We start from the raw sequence: 18704 nt of genomic DNA, 5'->3' as shown, positions 1-18704 counted from the left end.
AAGAAAAAGGGCACTTGAACAAGTTTCATAACAATATAAACTGTCCCGCACCCTAAATTTCTTTGAAATCCTATTACACTAACTCGATAATTACCATTGGTGCTCCGTCTCCACGACGAGGTCCCATTTTCATGATACGAGTGTAACCACCTTGACGATCAGTATAACGAGCAGCAACATCACTGAACAATTTTTGTACAGCATCTTGTTTTGTTTCAGCGTTAGCTACCTCGTGACGTACATAAGCAGCTGCTTGACGACGTGCATGTAGATCTCCACGTTTACCAAGTGTAATCATTTTTTCTACAACAGAACGAAGTTCTTTTGCACGAGCTTCAGTTGTTTCAATGCGCTCATTGATGATTAAGTCTGTAGTTAAGTCACGTAACATTGCTTTACGTTGTGCGCTTGTGCGTCCTAACTTTCTGTAACCCATGTGAGATTCCCTCCTTTTGTTAAAGTACAAGCTTTATAGACATAGTCATGAGACTAATCAGTCATCTTTTCTTAAGCCTAATCCAAGCTCTTCTAATTTATGTTTTACTTCTTCTAGAGATTTTCTACCTAAGTTTCGAACTTTCATCATATCTTCTTCCGTCTTATTTGCTAATTCTTGTACGGTATTAATACCAGCACGCTTTAAGCAGTTATAAGAACGAACAGAAAGATCTAATTCTTCGATTGTCATCTCAAGAACTTTTTCTTTTTGATCTTCTTCTTTTTCTACCATAATCTCAGCATTTTGTGCTTCATCAGTTAAACCAACAAAGATATTTAAATGCTCAGTTAAAATCTTTGCACCAAGTGCAACAGCATCTTGAGGACCTGTACTACCGTCAGTCCAAACGTCAAAAGTTAACTTATCATAATTAGTCATTTGACCAACACGAGTATTCTCTACTTGATAAGAAACACGAGATACTGGTGTAAAGATAGAGTCAATAGGAATTACACCAATAGGCTGATCTTCACGCTTATTTTGCTCAGCTGGTGTGTACCCACGACCACGCTTTGCTGTTAAACGCATACGGAAGTTTCCGTTGCTGCCTAAAGTTGCGATATGAAGATCTGGATTTAAGATCTCTACATCACTATCATGTGTAATATCAGCTGCTGTGACTACCCCTGCACCTTGCATATCAATCTCTAAAGTTTTTTCATCATCAGAGTATATCTTCAATGCTAGTTTTTTGATATTTAATATGATAGCTGTAACATCTTCTACGACGCCTTCAATTGTTGAGAACTCATGAAGTACCCCATCAATTTGAATGGATGTGACAGCGGCACCTGGCAGTGAGGATAGTAGAATACGACGTAAGGAGTTACCCAAAGTAGTACCATATCCACGCTCAAGTGGCTCTACGACGAATTTACCATATTTGGCATCATCGTTGATCTCAACCGTTTCGATTTTTGGTTTTTCTATTTCGATCATCAAGATATACCCTCCTTCAAAACGTCGAAACCTCGGTATGGTTTACCGAAATTCCCCATGTTTACGTTCCCGCTTGTGCACAACAACTGGGTTAGTTAATAAATCTGTACGGGTTCTAAAAGTTTTAGTCATATCCCATTATAGACAAGGATACAAAATTTATACAGAAAAATTAAACTCGGCGACGTTTAGGTGGTCGACAACCGTTATGAGGAACTGGAGTTACATCTCTAATTGCTGTAACTTCAAGACCTGCAGCTTGAAGAGAGCGAATTGCTGCTTCACGACCTGCACCTGGTCCTTTAACTGTTACTTCTAAAGTTTTCATACCATGTTCAATAGATGCTTTCGCAGCAGTTTCTGCAGCCATTTGAGCAGCGAATGGAGTAGATTTACGAGAACCTCTGAATCCAAGTGCGCCTGCGCTTGACCAAGCAAGAGCATTTCCATGAACGTCTGTAATAGTTACGATAGTATTGTTGAAAGTAGAACGAATATGAGCTACACCAGCCTCAATATTCTTTTTAACACGACGTTTACGTGTATTAGTTTTACGTGCCATTATATTGTACCTCCTTTACCGATTATTTTTTCTTATTAGCTACAGTCTTACGAGGACCTTTGCGTGTACGAGCGTTGTTTTTCGTATTTTGTCCGCGAACTGGTAAGCCACGACGGTGACGAAGACCACGGTAACAACCAATTTCCATTAGACGCTTAATGTTTAGAGAAATCTCACGACGTAGATCTCCTTCAACTTTTAAACGGTCGATAATATCACGAATTTTATTTAATTCATCTTCTGTTAAATCACGAACGCGTGTATCTTCAGAAACACCTGCTTCTGCTAATACTTGTTGTGCAGTATTTTTTCCAATACCGTAAATGTATGTTAAAGATATTACTACACGTTTTTCACGTGGAATATCCACACCAGCAATACGTGCCATCTATATGCGCACCTCCTTGTTATTAACCTTGTTTTTGTTTGTGTTTAGGGTTTTCACAGATAACCATAACTTTTCCACGTCTGCGGATAACTTTACATTTTTCGCAGATTGGTTTAACAGATGGTCTAACTTTCATTATCCTAACCTCCTTGATAGTACGGAGTGCAATCAGATTATTTAAAGCGGTAAGTAATTCTTCCGCGAGTTAAGTCATATGGAGATAACTCAACCGTTACTTTATCACCAGGTAAAATACGGATGAAATGCATGCGAATTTTACCAGAAACGTGAGCCAATACAGTATGACCATTTTCTAATTCTACCTTAAACATGGCGTTCGGCAAAGTTTCAGTGATTGTGCCTTCAATTTCGATTACATCGTCTTTAGCCATCGAATATCTCTCCTTTCCTAAAAAATACGAGATCCATCTTAACTAATATAGCAAAGCGTAGCTCTTCTTGTCACACGATCGGTGCACATTAAACTACTCTGAACTGCTCCTATAATATAATAAAACTGCATGAAACTGCAACTAATTGATTATACCATAAGAGTAGGCACTTCGTCCGCTATTAATTATAAAAATATAATAATAGGGAAGAAATAATGAAAAATTTAATGTTACCAACTAAATTTAGTATTGCTAGATCATCCATTATTGGAAAAGAAATAATCTTTCCTCTGATTACGAACTTTCTATCAACAACGTGTGTCTTTTCGTACAGAAGTACGCATGTAACGTAAAGACTATTTCAAGAAAAATTCATCCTTCAAGAGTTTAGCCTTAAATCATTCCCTACATACTCTTTTCACTTGAAAAGCCACATAGATTTCGTATTACAGGATTTCGTAGAGCGTTCGACAACTGCACACCTGGTCTAATACCAATCGTCATAATAGAAAGAATAATAGTTACATTACCTTCTTCACTACTAGATAAAAAAGCAATTTAAGCGGAGTTACCATGAAATCCAAAATACTCTGCACCAATTATCTAAATTGATTAATCTTTTAACGAAGATAAACATGTCAAAATAACACGGTTATGCTTTTTTTGTTACAGATATAACCATGAAAATTATTATACCTTTTGAAAAAAGGAAATGCATCATGTTTAGGAATAAACTCCTCAGCCATTTCATCCCAATTCTTCTATTTATTATCTCTGATTTATGTCCATGCTAGATAACAGATTAGTCCAAGCAAAAGTCACTCTTATTTTAAAGTACTTAGTAATTCATCAAGATCTACGAATACTTTATTAATATCTTGTTGACCATTTATGTTACGAAGATAACCTTTTGACTCATAGAAATCAAGTAATGGTTGGGATTGTTTAATATTAACTTCTAAGCGATTTTTTACAGTAGCTTCATTATCATCAGCACGTTGATATAATTCGCCGCCACAACGATCACAAGTATCTGGTTTAGATGGCGGATTAAATACTAAATGATATGTCGCACCACAGCTCTTACAAATGCGGCGTCCTGTTAAACGCTCCATTAATATCTCTTGATCCACTTGAACATTGATACAAAAGTCTAACTTCTTATTTAAATCAGACAAAATAATTTCTAAAGCTTCTGCTTGAGGAACTGTACGAGGAAAACCATCTAAAAGAAAGCCTTTTTCACAGTCATCCTTGCTAAGTCTTTCGCGAACTATACCGATTGTAACTTCATCAGGTACAAGTTCACCTTTATCCATAAAAGATTTTGCCTTAAGTCCAAGTTCTGTTTCATCTTTCATAGCCGCACGGAACATGTCGCCAGTTGAGATATGAGGGATGTCATATTTCTCGACAATCTTCTCAGCTTGAGTACCTTTACCTGCGCCAGGGAGCCCCATTAAGACTAAATTCATGCGTATTCCCCCTCAAGTTCTCTTACATAAAATTCAAGGGACTAATGTCCCCTAAATTATATTATTTAATAAAACCTTTATAGTGTCGTTTAACTAATTGAGACTCTAATTGTTTCATCGTTTCCAATGCAACCCCAACTACAATTATGATACTTGTTCCACCAATCTGTGCAGATTGTGGAAGCCCTGCAATATTTATAAAAAATACAGGCAGTATAGCAATAACAGCTAAGAATAGAGCTCCAACCAATGTCAAACGAGATAGAACACGTGACAAATAATCTTGCGTACTTTTACCAGGACGAATACCTGGGATATATCCACCTTGTTTTTTCAGGTTTTCAGAAACTTGTTCTGGGTTTACCTGAATAAAAGCATAGAAATAAGTAAACGCAATAATTAATACTGTATATATAATCATTCCTATTGGATGAGTATAATCAAATACTCTTTGTATCCAGGAAGTAACGTCATTTTGCGGTAAGAATGATGCAATTGTTCTTGGAGTTACCAAGAAGGAAACTGCAAAGATAACTGGAATAACACCAGCAGAGTTAACTTTCAACGGTAAATGAGTTGATTGACCACCTGCGCTGCTATTTCCATTTACCATTCTTTTTGCATATTGAATAGGTATCTTTCTAAGAGCTTGCTGGATAAAAATTACCCCAACAACAATTGCAACGACAGCAATAATAATTAAAGCTAGCTTTACAATATTAAGGAATAATTGATCTCCTGGGTTGTCAAACTGCTGTGCATAGATTTGATTGGCCATAGAAGGAATTCCTGCAGCAATACCAGCAAAGATGATAATAGAAATACCATTACCAACACCTTTAGAAGTAATTAGTTCTCCTAACCACATTAAAAAGGCTGTTCCAGCTGTTAATACAATTGAAATAACTAAGTATGACGAAAATCCAGGTTTTGTAATCAATGCACCACCTGCAAGATTATTAAAACCGTAAGACATACCAAAACCTTGGATAAGAGCTAGAACGATTGTAAAGTAACGCGTAAATTGCGTTAACTTTCTACGTCCAGCCTCACCCTGCTTTGACCATTCCGTAAATTTTGGAACAACATCCATTTGTAATAAGCTTACAATAATGGACGCTGTAATATAAGGCATGATCCCCATTGCAAGAATAGAAAAGTTTTGTAGTGCCCCACCACCGAAAGTATTTAAAATTCCGAAGGCACTAAAAGCATCTTGTGCTTTTAAGAAGTCTGCATTTACATAAGGTACAGGAATAAATGTACCTAAGCGAAATATAATCAACATTAATAGGGTGAATATGATTTTTCGTCTTATTTCACCCACGCGCATAAAATTGGAGATTGTCTGAAACATCAGATCACCTCTGTTTGACCGCCGGCAGCTTCAATAGCTTCCTTAGCAGCAGAGGAGAATTTATGAGCTTTAACAGTAAGCTTTTTCTCTACGTTGCCTTTTGCAAGAATTTTGATTCCTGCTCTCTCGTTACTAACTACTCCTGTTTCGATAAGAAGTTCTGGAGTTACTTCCGTTCCATCTTCAAAGCGATTTAGAGTATCTAAATTAACAATAGCGTATTCTTTACGGTTGATATTAGTAAAACCACGTTTTGGTAAACGACGGAATAAAGGAGTTTGACCACCTTCGAATCCTGGTCTCACACCCCCACCTGAACGTGCGTTTTGACCTTTATGACCTTTACCAGCAGTTTTACCATTACCTGAACCGATACCGCGCCCTTTGCGTTTACGTTCTTGACGAGAACCTTCTGCAGGTTTTAATTCATGAAGTTTCATTTTGGCACCTCCTTATTGAAGAAGAATGATTTTTAGTTTTCTGATACAGTTACAAGATGTGATACTTTATTGATCATACCGCGAATAGCAGCATTATCTTGCTGAACAACTGTTTGATTTACCTTACGTAATCCTAAAGCTTTAACTGTTTCGCGTTGGTCTTGCGGACGACCAATTACGCTTTTAGTGAGGGTAATTTCCAGTTTGTTTGCCATCTAATTTCCCTCCTTATCCTAACAGTTCTTCTACTGATTTTCCACGTAACTTCGCTACGTCTTCAGCACGTTTTAATTGTTTTAAACCGTCTAAAGTTGCACGAACCATGTTAATTGGTGTATTTGTACCTAATGACTTAGATAAAATATCTGCTACACCAGCTAATTCAAGCACAGCACGAACTGGACCACCAGCGATAACCCCAGTACCCTCTGAAGCAGGTTTCAATAGGATTTCACCAGCTCCAAAATGTCCGATAATTTGGTGTGGAATTGTTGTACCAACCATTGGTACTTCAATAAGATTTTTCTTCGCATCTTCAACCGCTTTGCGAATTGCATCTGGTACTTCTTGAGCTTTACCAGTACCAAAACCAACGTTACCATTTTTGTCCCCAACTACTACTAGAGCAGAGAAACGAAAACGACGTCCACCTTTAACAACTTTCGCTACACGGTTAACTGTAACTACGCGTTCTTCAAGTTCAAGTTTGTTTGGATCAATACGACGCATCTTTTTATGTCCCTCCTTTGTCTATTAAAATTCTAGGCCGTTCTCACGAGCAGCATCAGCTAAAGCTTTAACGCGACCATGATATAAATATCCTCCGCGGTCAAATACTACTGATTTAATTCCTTTTTCTACAGCACGTTTAGCTACTAATTCACCGATCTTAACTGCAGCTTCTAAATTACCAGTAGATTCAAGGTTAAGCTCATTATCTAAAGAAGATGCACTTGCGATTGTTACACCGTTAACATCATCAATTAATTGAGCGTAAATGTGTTTGTTTGAACGGAACACATTTAAACGAGGACGAGCTTCAGTTCCGCTAAGTTTAGAACGCACACGTGCGTGTCTTTTTCTACGGACTTGATTTTTATCAGCCTTCGTAATCATTTAGGTCACTCCTTTCGTTTACCTATGCGGCATTACTTACCAGTTTTACCTTCTTTTCTACGTACATATTCGCCTTCATAACGGATACCTTTACCTTTATAAGGTTCTGGTGGGCGAACGTCACGAATGTTAGCAGCTAGTGCTCCCACACGTTCTTTACTAGTACCTTTAACAACTACTTTCGTAGCAGATGGTACTTCGATTTCGATACCAGCTTCTGGTTCGATTTCTACTGGATGAGAGTAACCTACGTTCAAAACAAGCTTGCTTCCTTGTTTTTGAGCACGGTAACCGACACCGATTAATTCAAGACCTCTTTCAAAGCCTTTTGAAACACCCTCAACCATGTTAGCTAACAATGCACGAGTTGTTCCATGTAATGCACGATGTTCCTTCGAATCAGAAGGACGAGTTACATTAATCACGTTTTCTTCCAAGCTGATTGTAATATCAGAATTAAAAGTACGAGTTAATTCACCTTTAGGACCTTTCACCGTTACAGTACTGTTATCCATTGAAACTGTAACGCCTGCTGGTACTTCGATTGGTTTTTTACCTACACGAGACATTTAGTTGCACCTCCATTCATTAAACCTATTATTACCAAACGTATGCTAATACTTCTCCGCCAACTTGTTTCGCACGAGCTTCTTTATCAGTAAGTACTCCTTGAGAAGTAGAAACTAATGCAACTCCAAGACCATTTAATACACGAGGTACTTCTGTTGCTTTCGCATATACACGAAGACCTGGTTTACTAATTCTTTTAAGTCCAGTAATTACACGCTCGTTGCTTGAACCGTATTTTAAGAAAATGCGGATAATACCTTGTTTGTTGTCTTCGATATATTCAACATCACGTACAAAACCTTCACGCTTTAAGATTTCAGCGATCTCTTTTTTGATGTTAGAAGCAGGAACTTCTAATTTTTCGTGACGAACCATATTCGCATTACGGATTCTTGTAAGCAAATCTGCAATTGGATCTGTCATAACCATTTGTATTTACCTCCTTCCCAATATCGGGTTTTACCAGCTTGCTTTTTTCACACCAGGAATTTGTCCCTTATACGCTAATTCGCGGAAACAAATACGGCAAAGCTTAAATTTACGGTACACAGAATGTGGACGACCACAACGTTCGCAACGTGTGTATTCTTGTACTTTATATTTAGGCGTGCGTTTTTGTTTCGCAATCATTGACTTCTTAGCCACATCTTCGCCTCCTAATTAGAGATTACTTTTGGAACGGCATTCCAAATTGAGTTAACAGTTCACGAGCTTCTTCATCTGTTTTTGCAGTTGTAACGATAACAATGTCCATTCCTCTTACTTTGTTTACTTTATCGTAATCAATCTCAGGGAAAATTAATTGTTCTTTTACACCTAAAGTGTAGTTACCGCGACCGTCAAATGACTTTTTAGATATACCACGGAAGTCACGTACACGTGGAAGAGAAACAGATACAAGTTTATCAATGAATTGATACATGCGTTCTCCACGAAGAGTAACTTTTGCTCCGATTGGCATTCCTTCACGTAGACGGAAACCTGCAATTGATTTTTTTGCACGAGTGATTAATGGTTTTTGACCAGTAATTAGTGCTAATTCTTCAACAGCAACATCTAATGCTTTCGCGTTTGCTACAGCATCACCAACACCCATGTTAACAACGATTTTTTCCAGTCTTGGAACTTCCATAACTGATTTATAATTGAACTTGCTCATAAGAGCAGGAGTAGTTTCTTTAACAAATTTTTCTTTTAGGCGGTTCATTCATTGTACCTCCCTTCTTCTTGTACTATTTATCTAGAATTTCACCGGATTTTTTCGCTACGCGTACTTTTTTTCCTTCAACAGTTTTTGTACCTACACGAGTAGGTTCACCAGTTTTAGGATCGATAGGCATAACGTTGGATACATGAATAGCAGCTTCCTGGTCGTTGATTCCACCTTGTGGATTCAATTGGGATGGCTTAGAGTGCTTCTTAACAATATTAATTCCTTCGACGATCACGCGATCTTTCTTAGGGAATGAAGCAAGAACAACACCTGTTTTGCCTTTATCCTTACCAGAGATGACCATTACTTTGTCACCTTTTTTAACATGCATCTGTTCGCACCTCCTTAAAGGCAATTAAAATTTATATTATAGTACTTCTGGAGCTAATGATACAATCTTCATAAAGTTATTGTCGCGAAGTTCGCGTGCAACTGGTCCAAAGATACGTGTTCCACGTGGACTCTTATCATCACGGATAATTACACATGCGTTTTCATCGAAACGAATGTAAGTACCGTCTGCACGACGAACACCACTTTTAGTTCTAACGACTACTGCTTTAACTACGTCACCTTTTTTAACAACGCCACCTGGTGTTGCTTGTTTTACAGTAACTACGATGATATCACCGATGTTTGCAGTTTTACGTCCTGAACCACCAAGAACTTTAATAGTAAGTACTTCACGAGCACCAGAGTTGTCAGCAACTTTCAAACGTGATTCTTGTTGAATCATGTGTGTAACCTCCCTTCGGGATGCTTAATTCCGAACAATTATATAATAACTGCTTTTTCTACTACTTCTACAAGACGGAAACGTTTTGTAGCTGATAATGGACGTGTTTCCATGATGCGGACTACATCGCCAATTTTTGCTGTGTTTTGCTCATCATGAGCTTTATACTTCTTAGAGTATTTCACGCGTTTGCCATATAAAGAGTGTTTTTTGTATGTTTCTACAACAACTGAAATGGTTTTATCCATTTTATCAGATACAACACGACCAGTATAGACTTTGCGTTGATTGCGTTCGCTCATTCTACGAACCTCCTCTCAACTTATCGATTGTTAACGCCGATTTCTCTCTCACGAATGACAGTTTTCATTCGAGCGATCGCTTTGCGTACTTCACGAATGCGAGCTGTATTTTCAAGTTGTCCAGTCGCTAATTGAAAGCGAAGGTTGAAAAGCTCTTCTTTTAAGGATTTAACTTTTTGTTCAATTTCAGCAGTGGTAAGGTCACGAATTTCATTAGCTTTCATTAGTTTCACCACCAATTTCTTCACGTTTTACAAACTTACATTTAATAGGAAGTTTGTGCGCTGCAAGACGAAGTGCTTCACGAGCGATCTCTTCAGATACACCTGCTACTTCGAACAATATTTTTCCAGGCTTAACAACTGCAACCCAACCTTCAGGAGCACCCTTACCGGAACCCATTCGGACTTCAAGAGGCTTAGCAGTGTAAGGCTTATGTGGGAAAATTTTAATCCAAACTTTACCGCCACGTTTCATGTAACGTGTCATTGCAATACGAGCAGATTCGATTTGACGGTTTGTAATCCAAGAAGCTTCTAAAGCTTGTAAACCAAATTCACCGAATGCTACTTCTGTACCACCTTTTGCTTGACCACGCATTTTACCACGGTGTACACGACGATATTTTACACGTTTAGGTAGTAACATATTATTTGCCTCCTTCCACAATTTTCTTCTTAGTTGGAAGGATCTCTCCACGATAGATCCAAACTTTTACACCTAATTTTCCATAAGTGGTATCAGCTTCTACTGCAGCATAATCGATATCTGCACGTAGAGTGTGCAATGGAACAGTTCCTTCACTATAAGATTCAGAACGTGCGATATCTGCGCCGCCTAAACGACCTGATACCATTGTTTTAATACCTTTAGCACCAGCGCGCATTGAACGTTGGATTGCTTGTTTTTGAGCACGACGGAAAGATACACGGTTTTCTAATTGACGAGCAATGTTCTCAGCAACAAGTTTTGCATCCATATCTGCTCTTTTAATTTCTAAAATATTGATGTGTACACGCTTGTTAGTAAGTGAGTTAAGAGCTTTACGTAAAGCTTCAACTTCTGTACCACCTTTACCAATAACCATACCTGGTTTAGCAGTGTGGATAGTAACATTTAAGCGGTTAGCAGCACGCTCGATTTCTACTTTAGAAACAGAAGCATCGCTTAGGCGTTTTGTAATATACTCACGTACCTTTAGGTCTTCGTGTAAAAGATCAGCATAGTCTTTACCTGCGAACCATTTAGATTCCCAGTCACGAATGATCCCAACACGTAAACCGACTGGATTTACTTTTTGACCCACTAATTACCCCTCCTTCTTTTCTGATACAACGATAGTGATGTGGCTAGTACGTTTGTTGATTTGACTTGCACGACCTTGTGCACGTGGACGGAATCTCTTTAGAGTTGGTCCCTCATTAACGTATGCCTGTTCAACCACTAGGTTATTAATATCCATTTCGTAGTTATGCTCTGCATTAGCAACAGCAGATTTTAAAACTTTCTCTATGATTGGAGAAACTGCTTTTGGAGTTAACTTCAAAATAGCTACCGCTTCACCAACTTGCTTTCCTCGAATTAAATCTACGACTAAACGAGCTTTACGAGGAGCAATACGAACTGTATTTGCAACAGCTTTTGCTTGCATAGGAATGCCCTCCTCTCATTAACGTCTTGTTTTCTTATCGTCACTTGCATGACCTTTGTAAGTACGAGTTGGAGCAAATTCTCCAAGTTTGTGACCTACCATGTCTTCAGTAACATAAACTGGAACATGTTTACGACCATCATAAACAGCGATTGTTTGACCGATGAATTGTGGGAAGATCGTAGAACGACGAGACCAAGTTTTAACAACTTGCTTCTTATCACTATCACTTAGTTTTTCGATCTTTGTTAGTAAATGATCATCAACAAAAGGTCCTTTTTTTAAGCTGCGCCCCATAATGGAACCTCCCTTCGTGATTGTTCTACGGTTCTATCATTGAACCGTAGTTCAACCCCGTTATTTTTTACGGCTACGTACAATAAATTTATCAGATTTATTTTTCTTGCTACGTGTTTTGAAACCAAGAGTTGGTTTACCCCAAGGAGACATTGGTGATTTACGTCCGATTGGCGCACGTCCTTCACCACCACCGTGTGGATGGTCATTAGGGTTCATTACAGATCCACGTACAGTTGGGCGCTTACCTAACCAACGATTACGACCTGCTTTACCGATGTTGATTAATTCGTGTTGTTCATTACCAACTTGACCGATAGAAGCACGGCAAGTAGCAAGAATCAAACGAACCTCACCAGAATTTAAACGTACTAGTACGTATTTACCTTCTTTACCAAGCACTTGAGCGCTTGTTCCAGCAGAGCGAACTAATTGTCCACCTTTACCTGGTTTTAATTCGATGTTGTGGATAACTGTACCCACAGGGATATTAACAAGTGGTAATGCATTCCCTGGCTTGATATCAGCCTCAGGTCCTGACATAACTTCTAATCCAACTTCTAAATTTTTCGGTGCAAGAATGTAACGTTTTTCACCGTCTACATAATTGATTAACGCGATGTTAGCAGATCTATTTGGATCATACTCAATTGTAGCAACGCGTCCTGGAATGCCATCTTTGTCACGTTTAAAATCGATAACACGATATTGACGCTTATGACCTCCACCTTGATGACGAACAGTTAACTTACCTTGGTTATTACGGCCGCCTTTTCTGTGTATAGGAGCAAGCAATGACTTCTCTGGAGTACTTGTAGTGATTTCACTAAAGTCAGATGACGTCATGTTACGTCGACCATTGGAGGTAGGTTTGTATTTTTTAATCGCCATTTGTGTTCCCTCCTCTTCTAAATATTATTATTAAGCTTCAAAGAATTCGATTTCTTTGCTGTCAGCTGTTAATTTAACAATTGCCTTACGACGTTTATTTGTATATCCTACGAAACGTCCCATACGCTTGAACTTACCTTTGTAGTTCATGATGTTAACTTTTTCAACTTTTACGCCAAAGATTTCTTCAACAGCATCTTTAACTTGAGTTTTATTAGCTCTTACATCAACTTCAAACGTATATTTTTTATCAACCATTAAATCAGTAGAACGTTCAGTGATAACGGGGCGCTTAATCGTATCGCGTGCATCCATTATGCAAGCACCTCCTCTACTTTTTCAACCGCTGCTTTTGTCATGATTAATTTATCATGGTTTAAAACATCTAAAACTGTAATACCAGTAGCAGTAACAACAGTTACACCCGGAATGTTGCGAGCAGATAATGCTACGTTTTCATCAAGGTCAGCTGTAACGATTAACGCTTTCTTCTCAACAGAAAGATTACCTAGTACCGCTTTAAAATCTTTTGTTTTAGGTGCATCAAAAGCAAGGTTTTGTAATACTAAAATATTTTCTTCTAATACTTTAGTAGATAGTGCAGATTTAATTGCTAATCTACGAACTTTCTTAGGTAATTTGTAGCTATAGCTACGTGGAACTGGTCCAAATACTGTTCCACCACCACGCCATTGTGGAGATCTGATAGATCCTTGACGTGCACGTCCTGTACCTTTTTGGCGCCATGGCTTACGTCCACCACCTGCAACCTCAGAACGAATTTTAGTTTTATGAGTTCCTTGACGTAAAGAAGCTCTTTGCATAACAACTGCTTCAAATAAAACATGTTTGTTAGGCTCGATACCAAATACAGATTCGTTTAATTCGATATCTCCAGCTTGTGTACCGTCTTGGTTGAATAATGCAACTTTAGGCATTCTTATTTCCTCCTTTCCAGATTAATAATTATGCTTTAACAGCAGTTTTAATTTTTAATAATGCTTTTCTAGCTCCAGGTACGTTACCCTTAATTAATAGAAGATTGCGTTCTGCATCTACTTTAACGATCTCTAAATTTTGAACAGTAATTTGTTCTCCACCCATACGACCAGGTAATGCTTTCCCTTTAAATACACGGTTTGGTGCTACAGGTCCCATTGAACCTGGACGACGATGATAACGAGATCCATGGGCCATTGGTCCACGAGATTGTCCATGGCGCTTAATTGAACCTTGGAAACCTTTCCCTTTAGAAATACCTGTTACATCTACTACATCGCCTTCAGCGAAAATACTTACATTGACTTCTTGACCAACTTCGTACTCTTCCACGCTAACATCTCTGAATTCACGAATGAAGCGCTTAGGAGCAGTACTTGCTTTAGCAACGTGTCCTTGTTCAGGTTTGTTAGCTAGCTTTTCACGTTTGTTTTCAAAACCGATTTGAACTGCAGTGTAGCCATCAGCTTCGACAGTTTTAGTTTGAAGAACAATGTTCTCAGCAGCTTCAACTACTGTTACAGGGATAAGGTTGCCGTTTTCAGCGAATACTTGAGTCATACCTACTTTTCTTCCTAAGATTCCTTTGGTCATTTAAGTCACACCTCCTGATAGTTTAAATGTTTATTTCAATTATAATTTAATTTCGATATCTACACCTGATGGTAAATCCAGACGCATTAGTGAATCAACTGTTTGTGGAGTTGGGTTCACGATGTCGATTAGACGTTTATGTGTACGCATTTCAAACTGTTCACGAGAATCTTTATATTTATGAACCGCACGTAGGATTGTGTAAATAGACTTTTCTGTCGGTAACGGAATCGGTCCAGATACAGCAGCACCAGAACGTTTTGCAGTTTCAACGATTTTCTCAGCTGATTGATCTAAAATTCTATGATCATACGCTTTTAAACGAATACGAATTTTTTGTTTTGCCATTACTTTCCCTCCTTTTCGCCTATTTTAGAATAGACATTCTCCGCAGGAATTTCCCACACACTCGCCATGGCAAAGCGGCCGGGTGTGTCAGCAACCTCCCGCATCATCGCAGTCAAAGACCAACATTGTTTATTATACATAAAAACGCCTAGAAAAGCAACAACAATTATTATTTTTCTTTCGTTTTAGTACACTCAGATTATTATACATATACTGTCATGATATTTCAACCCAATGTATAATAGTCAGTCAATTAAATACTAACGATAATTTGATTGAACTCATCTATTAATACGACTTTTTTATTCTAACAAAAATGGATTGTAGATTATATAGTAAGATGTTGGAAATCTCTTATCTTCTATATTAAATAACTCTAACTATTATAACTGATCTCTATACTCTTTAAACCTAATCGACTTATCTATTTCTTGCGTACGCAATCCGATTTCCTACATATAACTTTATAGGATTGCTGCAAACAAAAAACAAGCTGACGAATCAGCTTGTTTTTTTAAAAAAGTTATTACTCAACGATAGTAGCAACTACACCAGCGCCTACTGTACGGCCACCTTCACGGATAGAGAATTTAGTTCCTTCTTCGATAGCGATAGAAGAAATTAATTCAACATCCATTTCGATGTTGTCGCCAGGCATAACCATTTCTACGCCTTCAGGTAAGTTACAAATACCAGTTACATCAGTTGTACGGAAGTAGAACTGAGGACGGTAGTTTGTGAAGAATGGAGTATGACGTCCACCTTCTTCTTTTGATAATACGTAAACTTCTGCTTTGAATTTTACGTGAGGAGTAATTGTACCTGGTTTTGCTAATACTTGACCACGTTGGATATCTTCACGAGCAACCCCACGAAGAAGTGCACCAATGTTATCTCCAGCTTCTGCATAATCAAGTAATTTACGGAACATTTCAACACCAGTTACAGTAGTTGATTTTTTCTCTTCAGCTAAACCGATGATGTCTACAACGTCACCAACTTTAACTTGTCCACGTTCAACACGACCTGTAGCAACTGTACCACGACCAGTGATTGAGAATACATCCTCAACTGGCATCATGAATGGCTTATCAGTGTCACGAGCTGGAGTTGGGATATACTCATCAACTGCAGCCATAAGCTCAGTGATTTTTTCTTCCCAAGCAGCTTCTCCTTCAAGAGCTTTAAGAGCAGAACCTTTAATTACAGGAATATCATCACCAGGGAATTCATATTCTGTTAATAGGTCACGTACTTCCATTTCTACTAATTCTAATAATTCTTCATCATCAACCATATCACATTTGTTTAAGAATACTACTAAGTGAGGTACACCAACCTGACGAGAAAGAAGGATGTGCTCACGAGTTTGTGGCATAGGACCATCAGTAGCAGACACTACTAAGATTCCGCCATCCATTTGAGCAGCTCCAGTGATCATGTTTTTAACATAGTCAGCATGTCCTGGGCAGTCAACGTGTGCATAGTGACGAGTTTCAGTTTCATACTCAACGTGTGCAGTTGAGATTGTAATTCCACGCTCACGCTCTTCTGGAGCAGCGTCGATTTGATCATAACCGCGTGCTTCACCACCACCGACTTTTGAAAGTACAGTTGTGATAGCAGCTGTTAATGTAGTTTTACCATGGTCAACGTGACCAATAGTTCCGATATTTACATGGGGCTTAGAACGATCGTATTTAGCTTTTGCCATTAGGAAAATCCTCCTTTGATTTGTAAAAAATTAAGTATTTTTATAGAGCTGTGATTATTCATCACAGCTTTATTGCTTACATAGTAGTTATACTTCATTAAAAAGGTAAAATCAACAATTACCCTTTATTTTTTTTGATGATCTCTTCTGAGATTGATTTTGGTACTTCTTCATAATGGTCAAACACCATTGAGAATACTCCACGACCTTGCGTGCTTGAACGTAATGTCGTAGCATAACCAAACATTTCAGAAAGTGGAACCATCGCACGAACTACTTGTGCGTTACCACGAGCTTCCATACCTTCAACACGTCCACGACGTGAAGTAATGTTACCCATGATATCACCCATGTATTCTTCAGGAATGATAACTTCTACTTTCATAACAGGCTCAAGAATTACAGGACTACATTTAGATGCTGCATTTTTTAATGCCATTGAAGCAGCGATTTTAAACGCCATTTCAGATGAGTCAACATCATGGTATGATCCATCAAATAATTTAGCTTTGATGTCAACCAATGGGTAACCAGCAAGTACTCCTCTTTGTAACGCATCTTCTAGACCAGCTTGGACTGGAGCGATGTATTCACGAGGAACAACACCACCGACGATAGCATTTTCAAATTCAAATCCTTTACCTTCTTCATTTGGAGCGAATTCAATCCATACGTGACCATATTGTCCACGACCACCAGATTGACGGCTGAATTTCCCTTCAACTGCTGCAGATGAACGGAATGTTTCACGGTAAGCAACTTGAGGTGCACCAACATTAGCTTCAACCTTAAATTCACGACGCATACGGTCTACAAGAATATCTAAGTGAAGTTCACCCATACCAGCAATGATTACTTGACCAGTTTCTTGGTTTGTATGTGCACGGAATGTTGGATCTTCTTCTTGTAATTTTTGTAGTGCAGTTGTCATTTTATCTTGGTCAGCTTTTGATTTTGGTTCAATAGACAATTCGATAACTGGTTCTGGGAATTCCATGGATTCTAAGATTACTAAGTTCTTTTCATCACATAGAGTATCTCCAGTTGTAGTATCTTTTAAACCAACTGCAGCTGCAATATCACCAGCATGTACTTCTGTAATCTCTTGACGGCTATTCGCATGCATTTGAAGGATACGTCCAACACGCTCACGCTTGCCTTTTGTAGAGTTTTGTACATATGAACCAGAGCTCAATGTACCAGAATATACACGGAAGAATGTCAGTTTACCAACGAATGGATCTGTCATTACTTTGAATGCAAGAGCAGCAAATGGCTCGTCGTCACTTGAATGCTTTTCGATTACTTCATCAGAATCAGGAAGATTACCTTTAATTGCAGGTACATCTAATGGAGATGGTAAGTATTCAATTACAGCATCAAGCATTTTTTGAACACCTTTGTTTTTGAAAGCCGATCCACAGATTACTGGATAGAATTCAACGTTTACTGTACCCTTACGGATAGCAGCTTTTAACTCATCAGTAGTGATTTCTTCACCACCAAGGTATTTTTCCATTAGATTTTCATCAAGTTCTGCAACTGCTTCAACCAACTTTTCATGGTATTCATCAGCTAACTCTTTGTATTCTTCTGGAATTTCACGTTCTTGAATATCTGTTCCAAGATCATTACCGTAGAAAGTTGCTTTCATTTCAACTAAGTCAATGATACCTTCGAATTGATCTTCAGCACCAATTGGTAGTTGAATTGCATGAGCGTTTGCTTGCAAACGATCATGTAAAGTTTTTAATGAATAAAGGAAGTCTGCACCAATTTTATCCATTTTGTTTACGAATACCACACGAGGTACGCCGTAAGTTGTTGCTTGACGCCAAACAGTTTCTGTTTGTGGCTCAACACCTGATTGAGCATCAAGTACTGCAACAGCACCATCAAGTACACGAAGAGAACGTTCAACTTCAACTGTGAAGTCTACGTGCCCTGGAGTATCGATAATGTTTACACGGTTACCTTTCCATTGTGCAGTTGTAGCCGCTGATGTGATGGTAATTCCACGTTCTTGTTCTTGCTCCATCCAGTCCATCTGAGATGCACCTTCATGAGTTTCACCAATTTTGTGGATACGACCAGTGTAATAAAGTACACGCTCGGTTGTAGTCGTTTTACCAGCATCAATGTGTGCCATGATACCAATATTACGAGTGTTTTCTAAGGAGAACTCTCTTGCCATTTGGTCTTTCTCCTTTCATTATGAAAG

General features: G+C 38.4%; 31 protein-coding genes. All 31 read right to left on the bottom strand.

What is annotated here, in order from left to right; translation table 11 throughout:
• Positions 1 to 73 precede the first annotated feature (73 nt).
• Positions 74 to 436 (bottom strand): 50S ribosomal protein L17, encoded by a 363-nt coding sequence (rplQ, locus tag NYE52_RS00875; protein ID WP_048717887.1) that lies wholly within the window; start codon positions 434 to 436, stop codon positions 74 to 76.
• 57 nt (positions 437 to 493) lie between these two features.
• The gene (locus NYE52_RS00870) at positions 494 to 1438 is read right to left on the bottom strand and encodes a DNA-directed RNA polymerase subunit alpha (RefSeq protein ID WP_048717889.1); all 945 of its coding nucleotides are present in this window, start codon (positions 1436 to 1438) and stop codon (positions 494 to 496) included.
• Positions 1439 to 1610: 172 nt separating this feature from the next.
• Positions 1611 to 2000, bottom strand: a complete 390-nt coding sequence (rpsK, locus tag NYE52_RS00865) for a 30S ribosomal protein S11 (RefSeq protein ID WP_048717891.1) — start codon at positions 1998 to 2000, stop codon at positions 1611 to 1613.
• Positions 2001 to 2022: 22 nt separating this feature from the next.
• Positions 2023 to 2388 (bottom strand): 30S ribosomal protein S13, encoded by a 366-nt coding sequence (gene rpsM / locus NYE52_RS00860; protein WP_031537915.1) that lies wholly within the window; start codon positions 2386 to 2388, stop codon positions 2023 to 2025.
• 22 nt (positions 2389 to 2410) lie between these two features.
• A complete protein-coding gene (gene rpmJ / locus NYE52_RS00855) occupies positions 2411 to 2524 on the bottom strand; it encodes a 50S ribosomal protein L36 (protein WP_000868344.1) in 114 nt (37 codons plus the stop codon).
• 37 nt (positions 2525 to 2561) lie between these two features.
• Positions 2562 to 2780, bottom strand: a complete 219-nt coding sequence (gene infA, locus NYE52_RS00850) for a translation initiation factor IF-1 (protein WP_016204578.1) — start codon at positions 2778 to 2780, stop codon at positions 2562 to 2564.
• 824 nt (positions 2781 to 3604) lie between these two features.
• The gene (locus tag NYE52_RS00845; RefSeq protein WP_341191357.1) at positions 3605 to 4255 is read right to left on the bottom strand and encodes an adenylate kinase; all 651 of its coding nucleotides are present in this window, start codon (positions 4253 to 4255) and stop codon (positions 3605 to 3607) included.
• 61 nt (positions 4256 to 4316) lie between these two features.
• Positions 4317 to 5612 (bottom strand): preprotein translocase subunit SecY, encoded by a 1296-nt coding sequence (gene secY / locus NYE52_RS00840; RefSeq protein ID WP_341191356.1) that lies wholly within the window; start codon positions 5610 to 5612, stop codon positions 4317 to 4319.
• On the bottom strand, positions 5612 to 6052 hold the full coding sequence (gene rplO / locus NYE52_RS00835) for a 50S ribosomal protein L15 (protein WP_031537912.1): 441 nt from the start codon (positions 6050 to 6052) through the stop codon (positions 5612 to 5614). The genes secY and rplO overlap by 1 nt, the downstream gene beginning before the upstream one ends.
• 32 nt (positions 6053 to 6084) lie before the next feature.
• A complete protein-coding gene (rpmD, locus tag NYE52_RS00830; RefSeq protein ID WP_031537910.1) occupies positions 6085 to 6267 on the bottom strand; it encodes a 50S ribosomal protein L30 in 183 nt (60 codons plus the stop codon).
• Positions 6268 to 6280: 13 nt separating this feature from the next.
• Positions 6281 to 6781, bottom strand: coding sequence for a 30S ribosomal protein S5 (gene rpsE / locus NYE52_RS00825; RefSeq protein ID WP_312097515.1), 501 nt, complete (start codon positions 6779 to 6781; stop codon positions 6281 to 6283).
• A 24-nt stretch (positions 6782 to 6805) separates the two neighbouring features.
• Positions 6806 to 7168, bottom strand: coding sequence for a 50S ribosomal protein L18 (gene rplR, locus NYE52_RS00820; RefSeq protein WP_341191355.1), 363 nt, complete (start codon positions 7166 to 7168; stop codon positions 6806 to 6808).
• A gap of 32 nt (positions 7169 to 7200) precedes the next feature.
• Positions 7201 to 7737, bottom strand: coding sequence for a 50S ribosomal protein L6 (rplF, locus tag NYE52_RS00815; protein WP_341191354.1), 537 nt, complete (start codon positions 7735 to 7737; stop codon positions 7201 to 7203).
• 31 nt (positions 7738 to 7768) lie between these two features.
• On the bottom strand, positions 7769 to 8167 hold the full coding sequence (gene rpsH, locus NYE52_RS00810) for a 30S ribosomal protein S8 (RefSeq protein ID WP_341191353.1): 399 nt from the start codon (positions 8165 to 8167) through the stop codon (positions 7769 to 7771).
• A 30-nt stretch (positions 8168 to 8197) separates the two neighbouring features.
• Entirely contained in the window at positions 8198 to 8383 is a 186-nt protein-coding gene (rpsN, locus tag NYE52_RS00805) for a 30S ribosomal protein S14 (protein ID WP_009499044.1), read from the bottom strand.
• 22 nt (positions 8384 to 8405) lie between these two features.
• Positions 8406 to 8945 (bottom strand): 50S ribosomal protein L5, encoded by a 540-nt coding sequence (gene rplE, locus NYE52_RS00800; RefSeq protein ID WP_341191352.1) that lies wholly within the window; start codon positions 8943 to 8945, stop codon positions 8406 to 8408.
• A 25-nt stretch (positions 8946 to 8970) separates the two neighbouring features.
• On the bottom strand, positions 8971 to 9282 hold the full coding sequence (gene rplX / locus NYE52_RS00795; RefSeq protein ID WP_341191351.1) for a 50S ribosomal protein L24: 312 nt from the start codon (positions 9280 to 9282) through the stop codon (positions 8971 to 8973).
• A gap of 36 nt (positions 9283 to 9318) precedes the next feature.
• Positions 9319 to 9687: a 50S ribosomal protein L14 gene (rplN, locus tag NYE52_RS00790; RefSeq protein ID WP_016204567.1), complete on the bottom strand. Its 369-nt coding sequence runs from the start codon at positions 9685 to 9687 to the stop codon at positions 9319 to 9321.
• 38 nt (positions 9688 to 9725) lie between these two features.
• Entirely contained in the window at positions 9726 to 9989 is a 264-nt protein-coding gene (gene rpsQ / locus NYE52_RS00785) for a 30S ribosomal protein S17 (RefSeq protein ID WP_341191350.1), read from the bottom strand.
• Between the two features lie 20 nt (positions 9990 to 10009).
• Positions 10010 to 10213, bottom strand: a complete 204-nt coding sequence (gene rpmC, locus NYE52_RS00780) for a 50S ribosomal protein L29 (RefSeq protein WP_003351417.1) — start codon at positions 10211 to 10213, stop codon at positions 10010 to 10012.
• Positions 10203 to 10637, bottom strand: a complete 435-nt coding sequence (gene rplP, locus NYE52_RS00775) for a 50S ribosomal protein L16 (RefSeq protein ID WP_341191349.1) — start codon at positions 10635 to 10637, stop codon at positions 10203 to 10205. The genes rpmC and rplP overlap by 11 nt, the downstream gene beginning before the upstream one ends.
• A 1-nt stretch (position 10638) precedes the next feature.
• Positions 10639 to 11295 (bottom strand): 30S ribosomal protein S3, encoded by a 657-nt coding sequence (gene rpsC / locus NYE52_RS00770; protein WP_341191348.1) that lies wholly within the window; start codon positions 11293 to 11295, stop codon positions 10639 to 10641.
• Between the two features lie 3 nt (positions 11296 to 11298).
• Complete coding sequence (gene rplV, locus NYE52_RS00765; RefSeq protein ID WP_341191347.1) at positions 11299 to 11640, bottom strand: 50S ribosomal protein L22; 342 nt, start codon at positions 11638 to 11640, stop codon at positions 11299 to 11301.
• An 18-nt stretch (positions 11641 to 11658) separates the two neighbouring features.
• Entirely contained in the window at positions 11659 to 11937 is a 279-nt protein-coding gene (gene rpsS, locus NYE52_RS00760; RefSeq protein WP_016204562.1) for a 30S ribosomal protein S19, read from the bottom strand.
• Between the two features lie 60 nt (positions 11938 to 11997).
• Positions 11998 to 12828, bottom strand: a complete 831-nt coding sequence (gene rplB / locus NYE52_RS00755; protein WP_341191346.1) for a 50S ribosomal protein L2 — start codon at positions 12826 to 12828, stop codon at positions 11998 to 12000.
• A gap of 30 nt (positions 12829 to 12858) precedes the next feature.
• On the bottom strand, positions 12859 to 13143 hold the full coding sequence (gene rplW / locus NYE52_RS00750) for a 50S ribosomal protein L23 (protein ID WP_341191345.1): 285 nt from the start codon (positions 13141 to 13143) through the stop codon (positions 12859 to 12861).
• A complete protein-coding gene (rplD, locus tag NYE52_RS00745; protein WP_341191344.1) occupies positions 13143 to 13766 on the bottom strand; it encodes a 50S ribosomal protein L4 in 624 nt (207 codons plus the stop codon). The genes rplW and rplD overlap by 1 nt, the downstream gene beginning before the upstream one ends.
• 28 nt (positions 13767 to 13794) lie before the next feature.
• Positions 13795 to 14421 carry a 50S ribosomal protein L3 gene (gene rplC / locus NYE52_RS00740; protein WP_341191343.1) on the bottom strand — a complete coding sequence of 209 codons (627 nt, stop codon included), beginning with the start codon at positions 14419 to 14421 and terminating at the stop codon, positions 13795 to 13797.
• 39 nt (positions 14422 to 14460) lie between these two features.
• A complete protein-coding gene (rpsJ, locus tag NYE52_RS00735; RefSeq protein WP_009336571.1) occupies positions 14461 to 14769 on the bottom strand; it encodes a 30S ribosomal protein S10 in 309 nt (102 codons plus the stop codon).
• A 526-nt stretch (positions 14770 to 15295) separates the two neighbouring features.
• Positions 15296 to 16483 carry an elongation factor Tu gene (gene tuf, locus NYE52_RS00730; protein WP_341191342.1) on the bottom strand — a complete coding sequence of 396 codons (1188 nt, stop codon included), beginning with the start codon at positions 16481 to 16483 and terminating at the stop codon, positions 15296 to 15298.
• A 118-nt stretch (positions 16484 to 16601) separates the two neighbouring features.
• Positions 16602 to 18677 (bottom strand): elongation factor G, encoded by a 2076-nt coding sequence (gene fusA, locus NYE52_RS00725; protein ID WP_341191341.1) that lies wholly within the window; start codon positions 18675 to 18677, stop codon positions 16602 to 16604.
• Positions 18678 to 18704 lie beyond the last annotated feature (27 nt).

The organism is Niallia sp. FSL W8-0635, from assembly GCF_038007965.1.
GTDB lineage: Bacteria > Bacillota > Bacilli > Bacillales > Cytobacillaceae > Niallia.
This window is presented reverse-complemented; position numbering and strand designations above follow the sequence as displayed.

What these genes read in the sequence shown, in the direction of transcription:
- rplX (WP_341191351.1), bottom strand. Translation starts at nt 9,282, where the DNA reads ATGCATGTTAAAAAAGGTGACAAAGTAATGGTCATCTCTGGTAAGGAT.
- rplE (WP_341191352.1), bottom strand. Translation starts at nt 8,945, where the DNA reads ATGAACCGCCTAAAAGAAAAATTTGTTAAAGAAACTACTCCTGCTCTT.
- rplW (WP_341191345.1), bottom strand. Translation starts at nt 13,143, where the DNA reads ATGGATGCACGCGATACGATTAAGCGCCCCGTTATCACTGAACGTTCT.
- rpsH (WP_341191353.1), bottom strand. Translation starts at nt 8,167, where the DNA reads ATGGTTATGACAGATCCAATTGCAGATTTGCTTACAAGAATCCGTAAT.
- NYE52_RS00870 (WP_048717889.1), bottom strand. Translation starts at nt 1,438, where the DNA reads ATGATCGAAATAGAAAAACCAAAAATCGAAACGGTTGAGATCAACGAT.
- rplC (WP_341191343.1), bottom strand. Translation starts at nt 14,421, where the DNA reads ATGACCAAAGGAATCTTAGGAAGAAAAGTAGGTATGACTCAAGTATTC.
- rplR (WP_341191355.1), bottom strand. Translation starts at nt 7,168, where the DNA reads ATGATTACGAAGGCTGATAAAAATCAAGTCCGTAGAAAAAGACACGCA.
- NYE52_RS00845 (WP_341191357.1), bottom strand. Translation starts at nt 4,255, where the DNA reads ATGAATTTAGTCTTAATGGGGCTCCCTGGCGCAGGTAAAGGTACTCAA.
- rpsK (WP_048717891.1), bottom strand. Translation starts at nt 2,000, where the DNA reads ATGGCACGTAAAACTAATACACGTAAACGTCGTGTTAAAAAGAATATT.
- rpsM (WP_031537915.1), bottom strand. Translation starts at nt 2,388, where the DNA reads ATGGCACGTATTGCTGGTGTGGATATTCCACGTGAAAAACGTGTAGTA.
- secY (WP_341191356.1), bottom strand. Translation starts at nt 5,612, where the DNA reads ATGTTTCAGACAATCTCCAATTTTATGCGCGTGGGTGAAATAAGACGA.
- rpsE (WP_312097515.1), bottom strand. Translation starts at nt 6,781, where the DNA reads ATGCGTCGTATTGATCCAAACAAACTTGAACTTGAAGAACGCGTAGTT.
- infA (WP_016204578.1), bottom strand. Translation starts at nt 2,780, where the DNA reads ATGGCTAAAGACGATGTAATCGAAATTGAAGGCACAATCACTGAAACT.
- rpmJ (WP_000868344.1), bottom strand. Translation starts at nt 2,524, where the DNA reads ATGAAAGTTAGACCATCTGTTAAACCAATCTGCGAAAAATGTAAAGTT.
- rpmC (WP_003351417.1), bottom strand. Translation starts at nt 10,213, where the DNA reads ATGAAAGCTAATGAAATTCGTGACCTTACCACTGCTGAAATTGAACAA.
- rplB (WP_341191346.1), bottom strand. Translation starts at nt 12,828, where the DNA reads ATGGCGATTAAAAAATACAAACCTACCTCCAATGGTCGACGTAACATG.
- rpsJ (WP_009336571.1), bottom strand. Translation starts at nt 14,769, where the DNA reads ATGGCAAAACAAAAAATTCGTATTCGTTTAAAAGCGTATGATCATAGA.
- rplP (WP_341191349.1), bottom strand. Translation starts at nt 10,637, where the DNA reads ATGTTACTACCTAAACGTGTAAAATATCGTCGTGTACACCGTGGTAAA.
- rplO (WP_031537912.1), bottom strand. Translation starts at nt 6,052, where the DNA reads ATGAAACTTCATGAATTAAAACCTGCAGAAGGTTCTCGTCAAGAACGT.
- rplQ (WP_048717887.1), bottom strand. Translation starts at nt 436, where the DNA reads ATGGGTTACAGAAAGTTAGGACGCACAAGCGCACAACGTAAAGCAATG.
- rplV (WP_341191347.1), bottom strand. Translation starts at nt 11,640, where the DNA reads ATGCAAGCAAAAGCTGTTGCAAATACAGTTCGTATTGCTCCTCGTAAA.
- rplF (WP_341191354.1), bottom strand. Translation starts at nt 7,737, where the DNA reads ATGTCTCGTGTAGGTAAAAAACCAATCGAAGTACCAGCAGGCGTTACA.
- fusA (WP_341191341.1), bottom strand. Translation starts at nt 18,677, where the DNA reads ATGGCAAGAGAGTTCTCCTTAGAAAACACTCGTAATATTGGTATCATG.
- rplD (WP_341191344.1), bottom strand. Translation starts at nt 13,766, where the DNA reads ATGCCTAAAGTTGCATTATTCAACCAAGACGGTACACAAGCTGGAGAT.
- rpmD (WP_031537910.1), bottom strand. Translation starts at nt 6,267, where the DNA reads ATGGCAAACAAACTGGAAATTACCCTCACTAAAAGCGTAATTGGTCGT.
- rpsS (WP_016204562.1), bottom strand. Translation starts at nt 11,937, where the DNA reads ATGGGGCGCAGCTTAAAAAAAGGACCTTTTGTTGATGATCATTTACTA.
- rplN (WP_016204567.1), bottom strand. Translation starts at nt 9,687, where the DNA reads ATGATTCAACAAGAATCACGTTTGAAAGTTGCTGACAACTCTGGTGCT.
- tuf (WP_341191342.1), bottom strand. Translation starts at nt 16,483, where the DNA reads ATGGCAAAAGCTAAATACGATCGTTCTAAGCCCCATGTAAATATCGGA.
- rpsQ (WP_341191350.1), bottom strand. Translation starts at nt 9,989, where the DNA reads ATGAGCGAACGCAATCAACGCAAAGTCTATACTGGTCGTGTTGTATCT.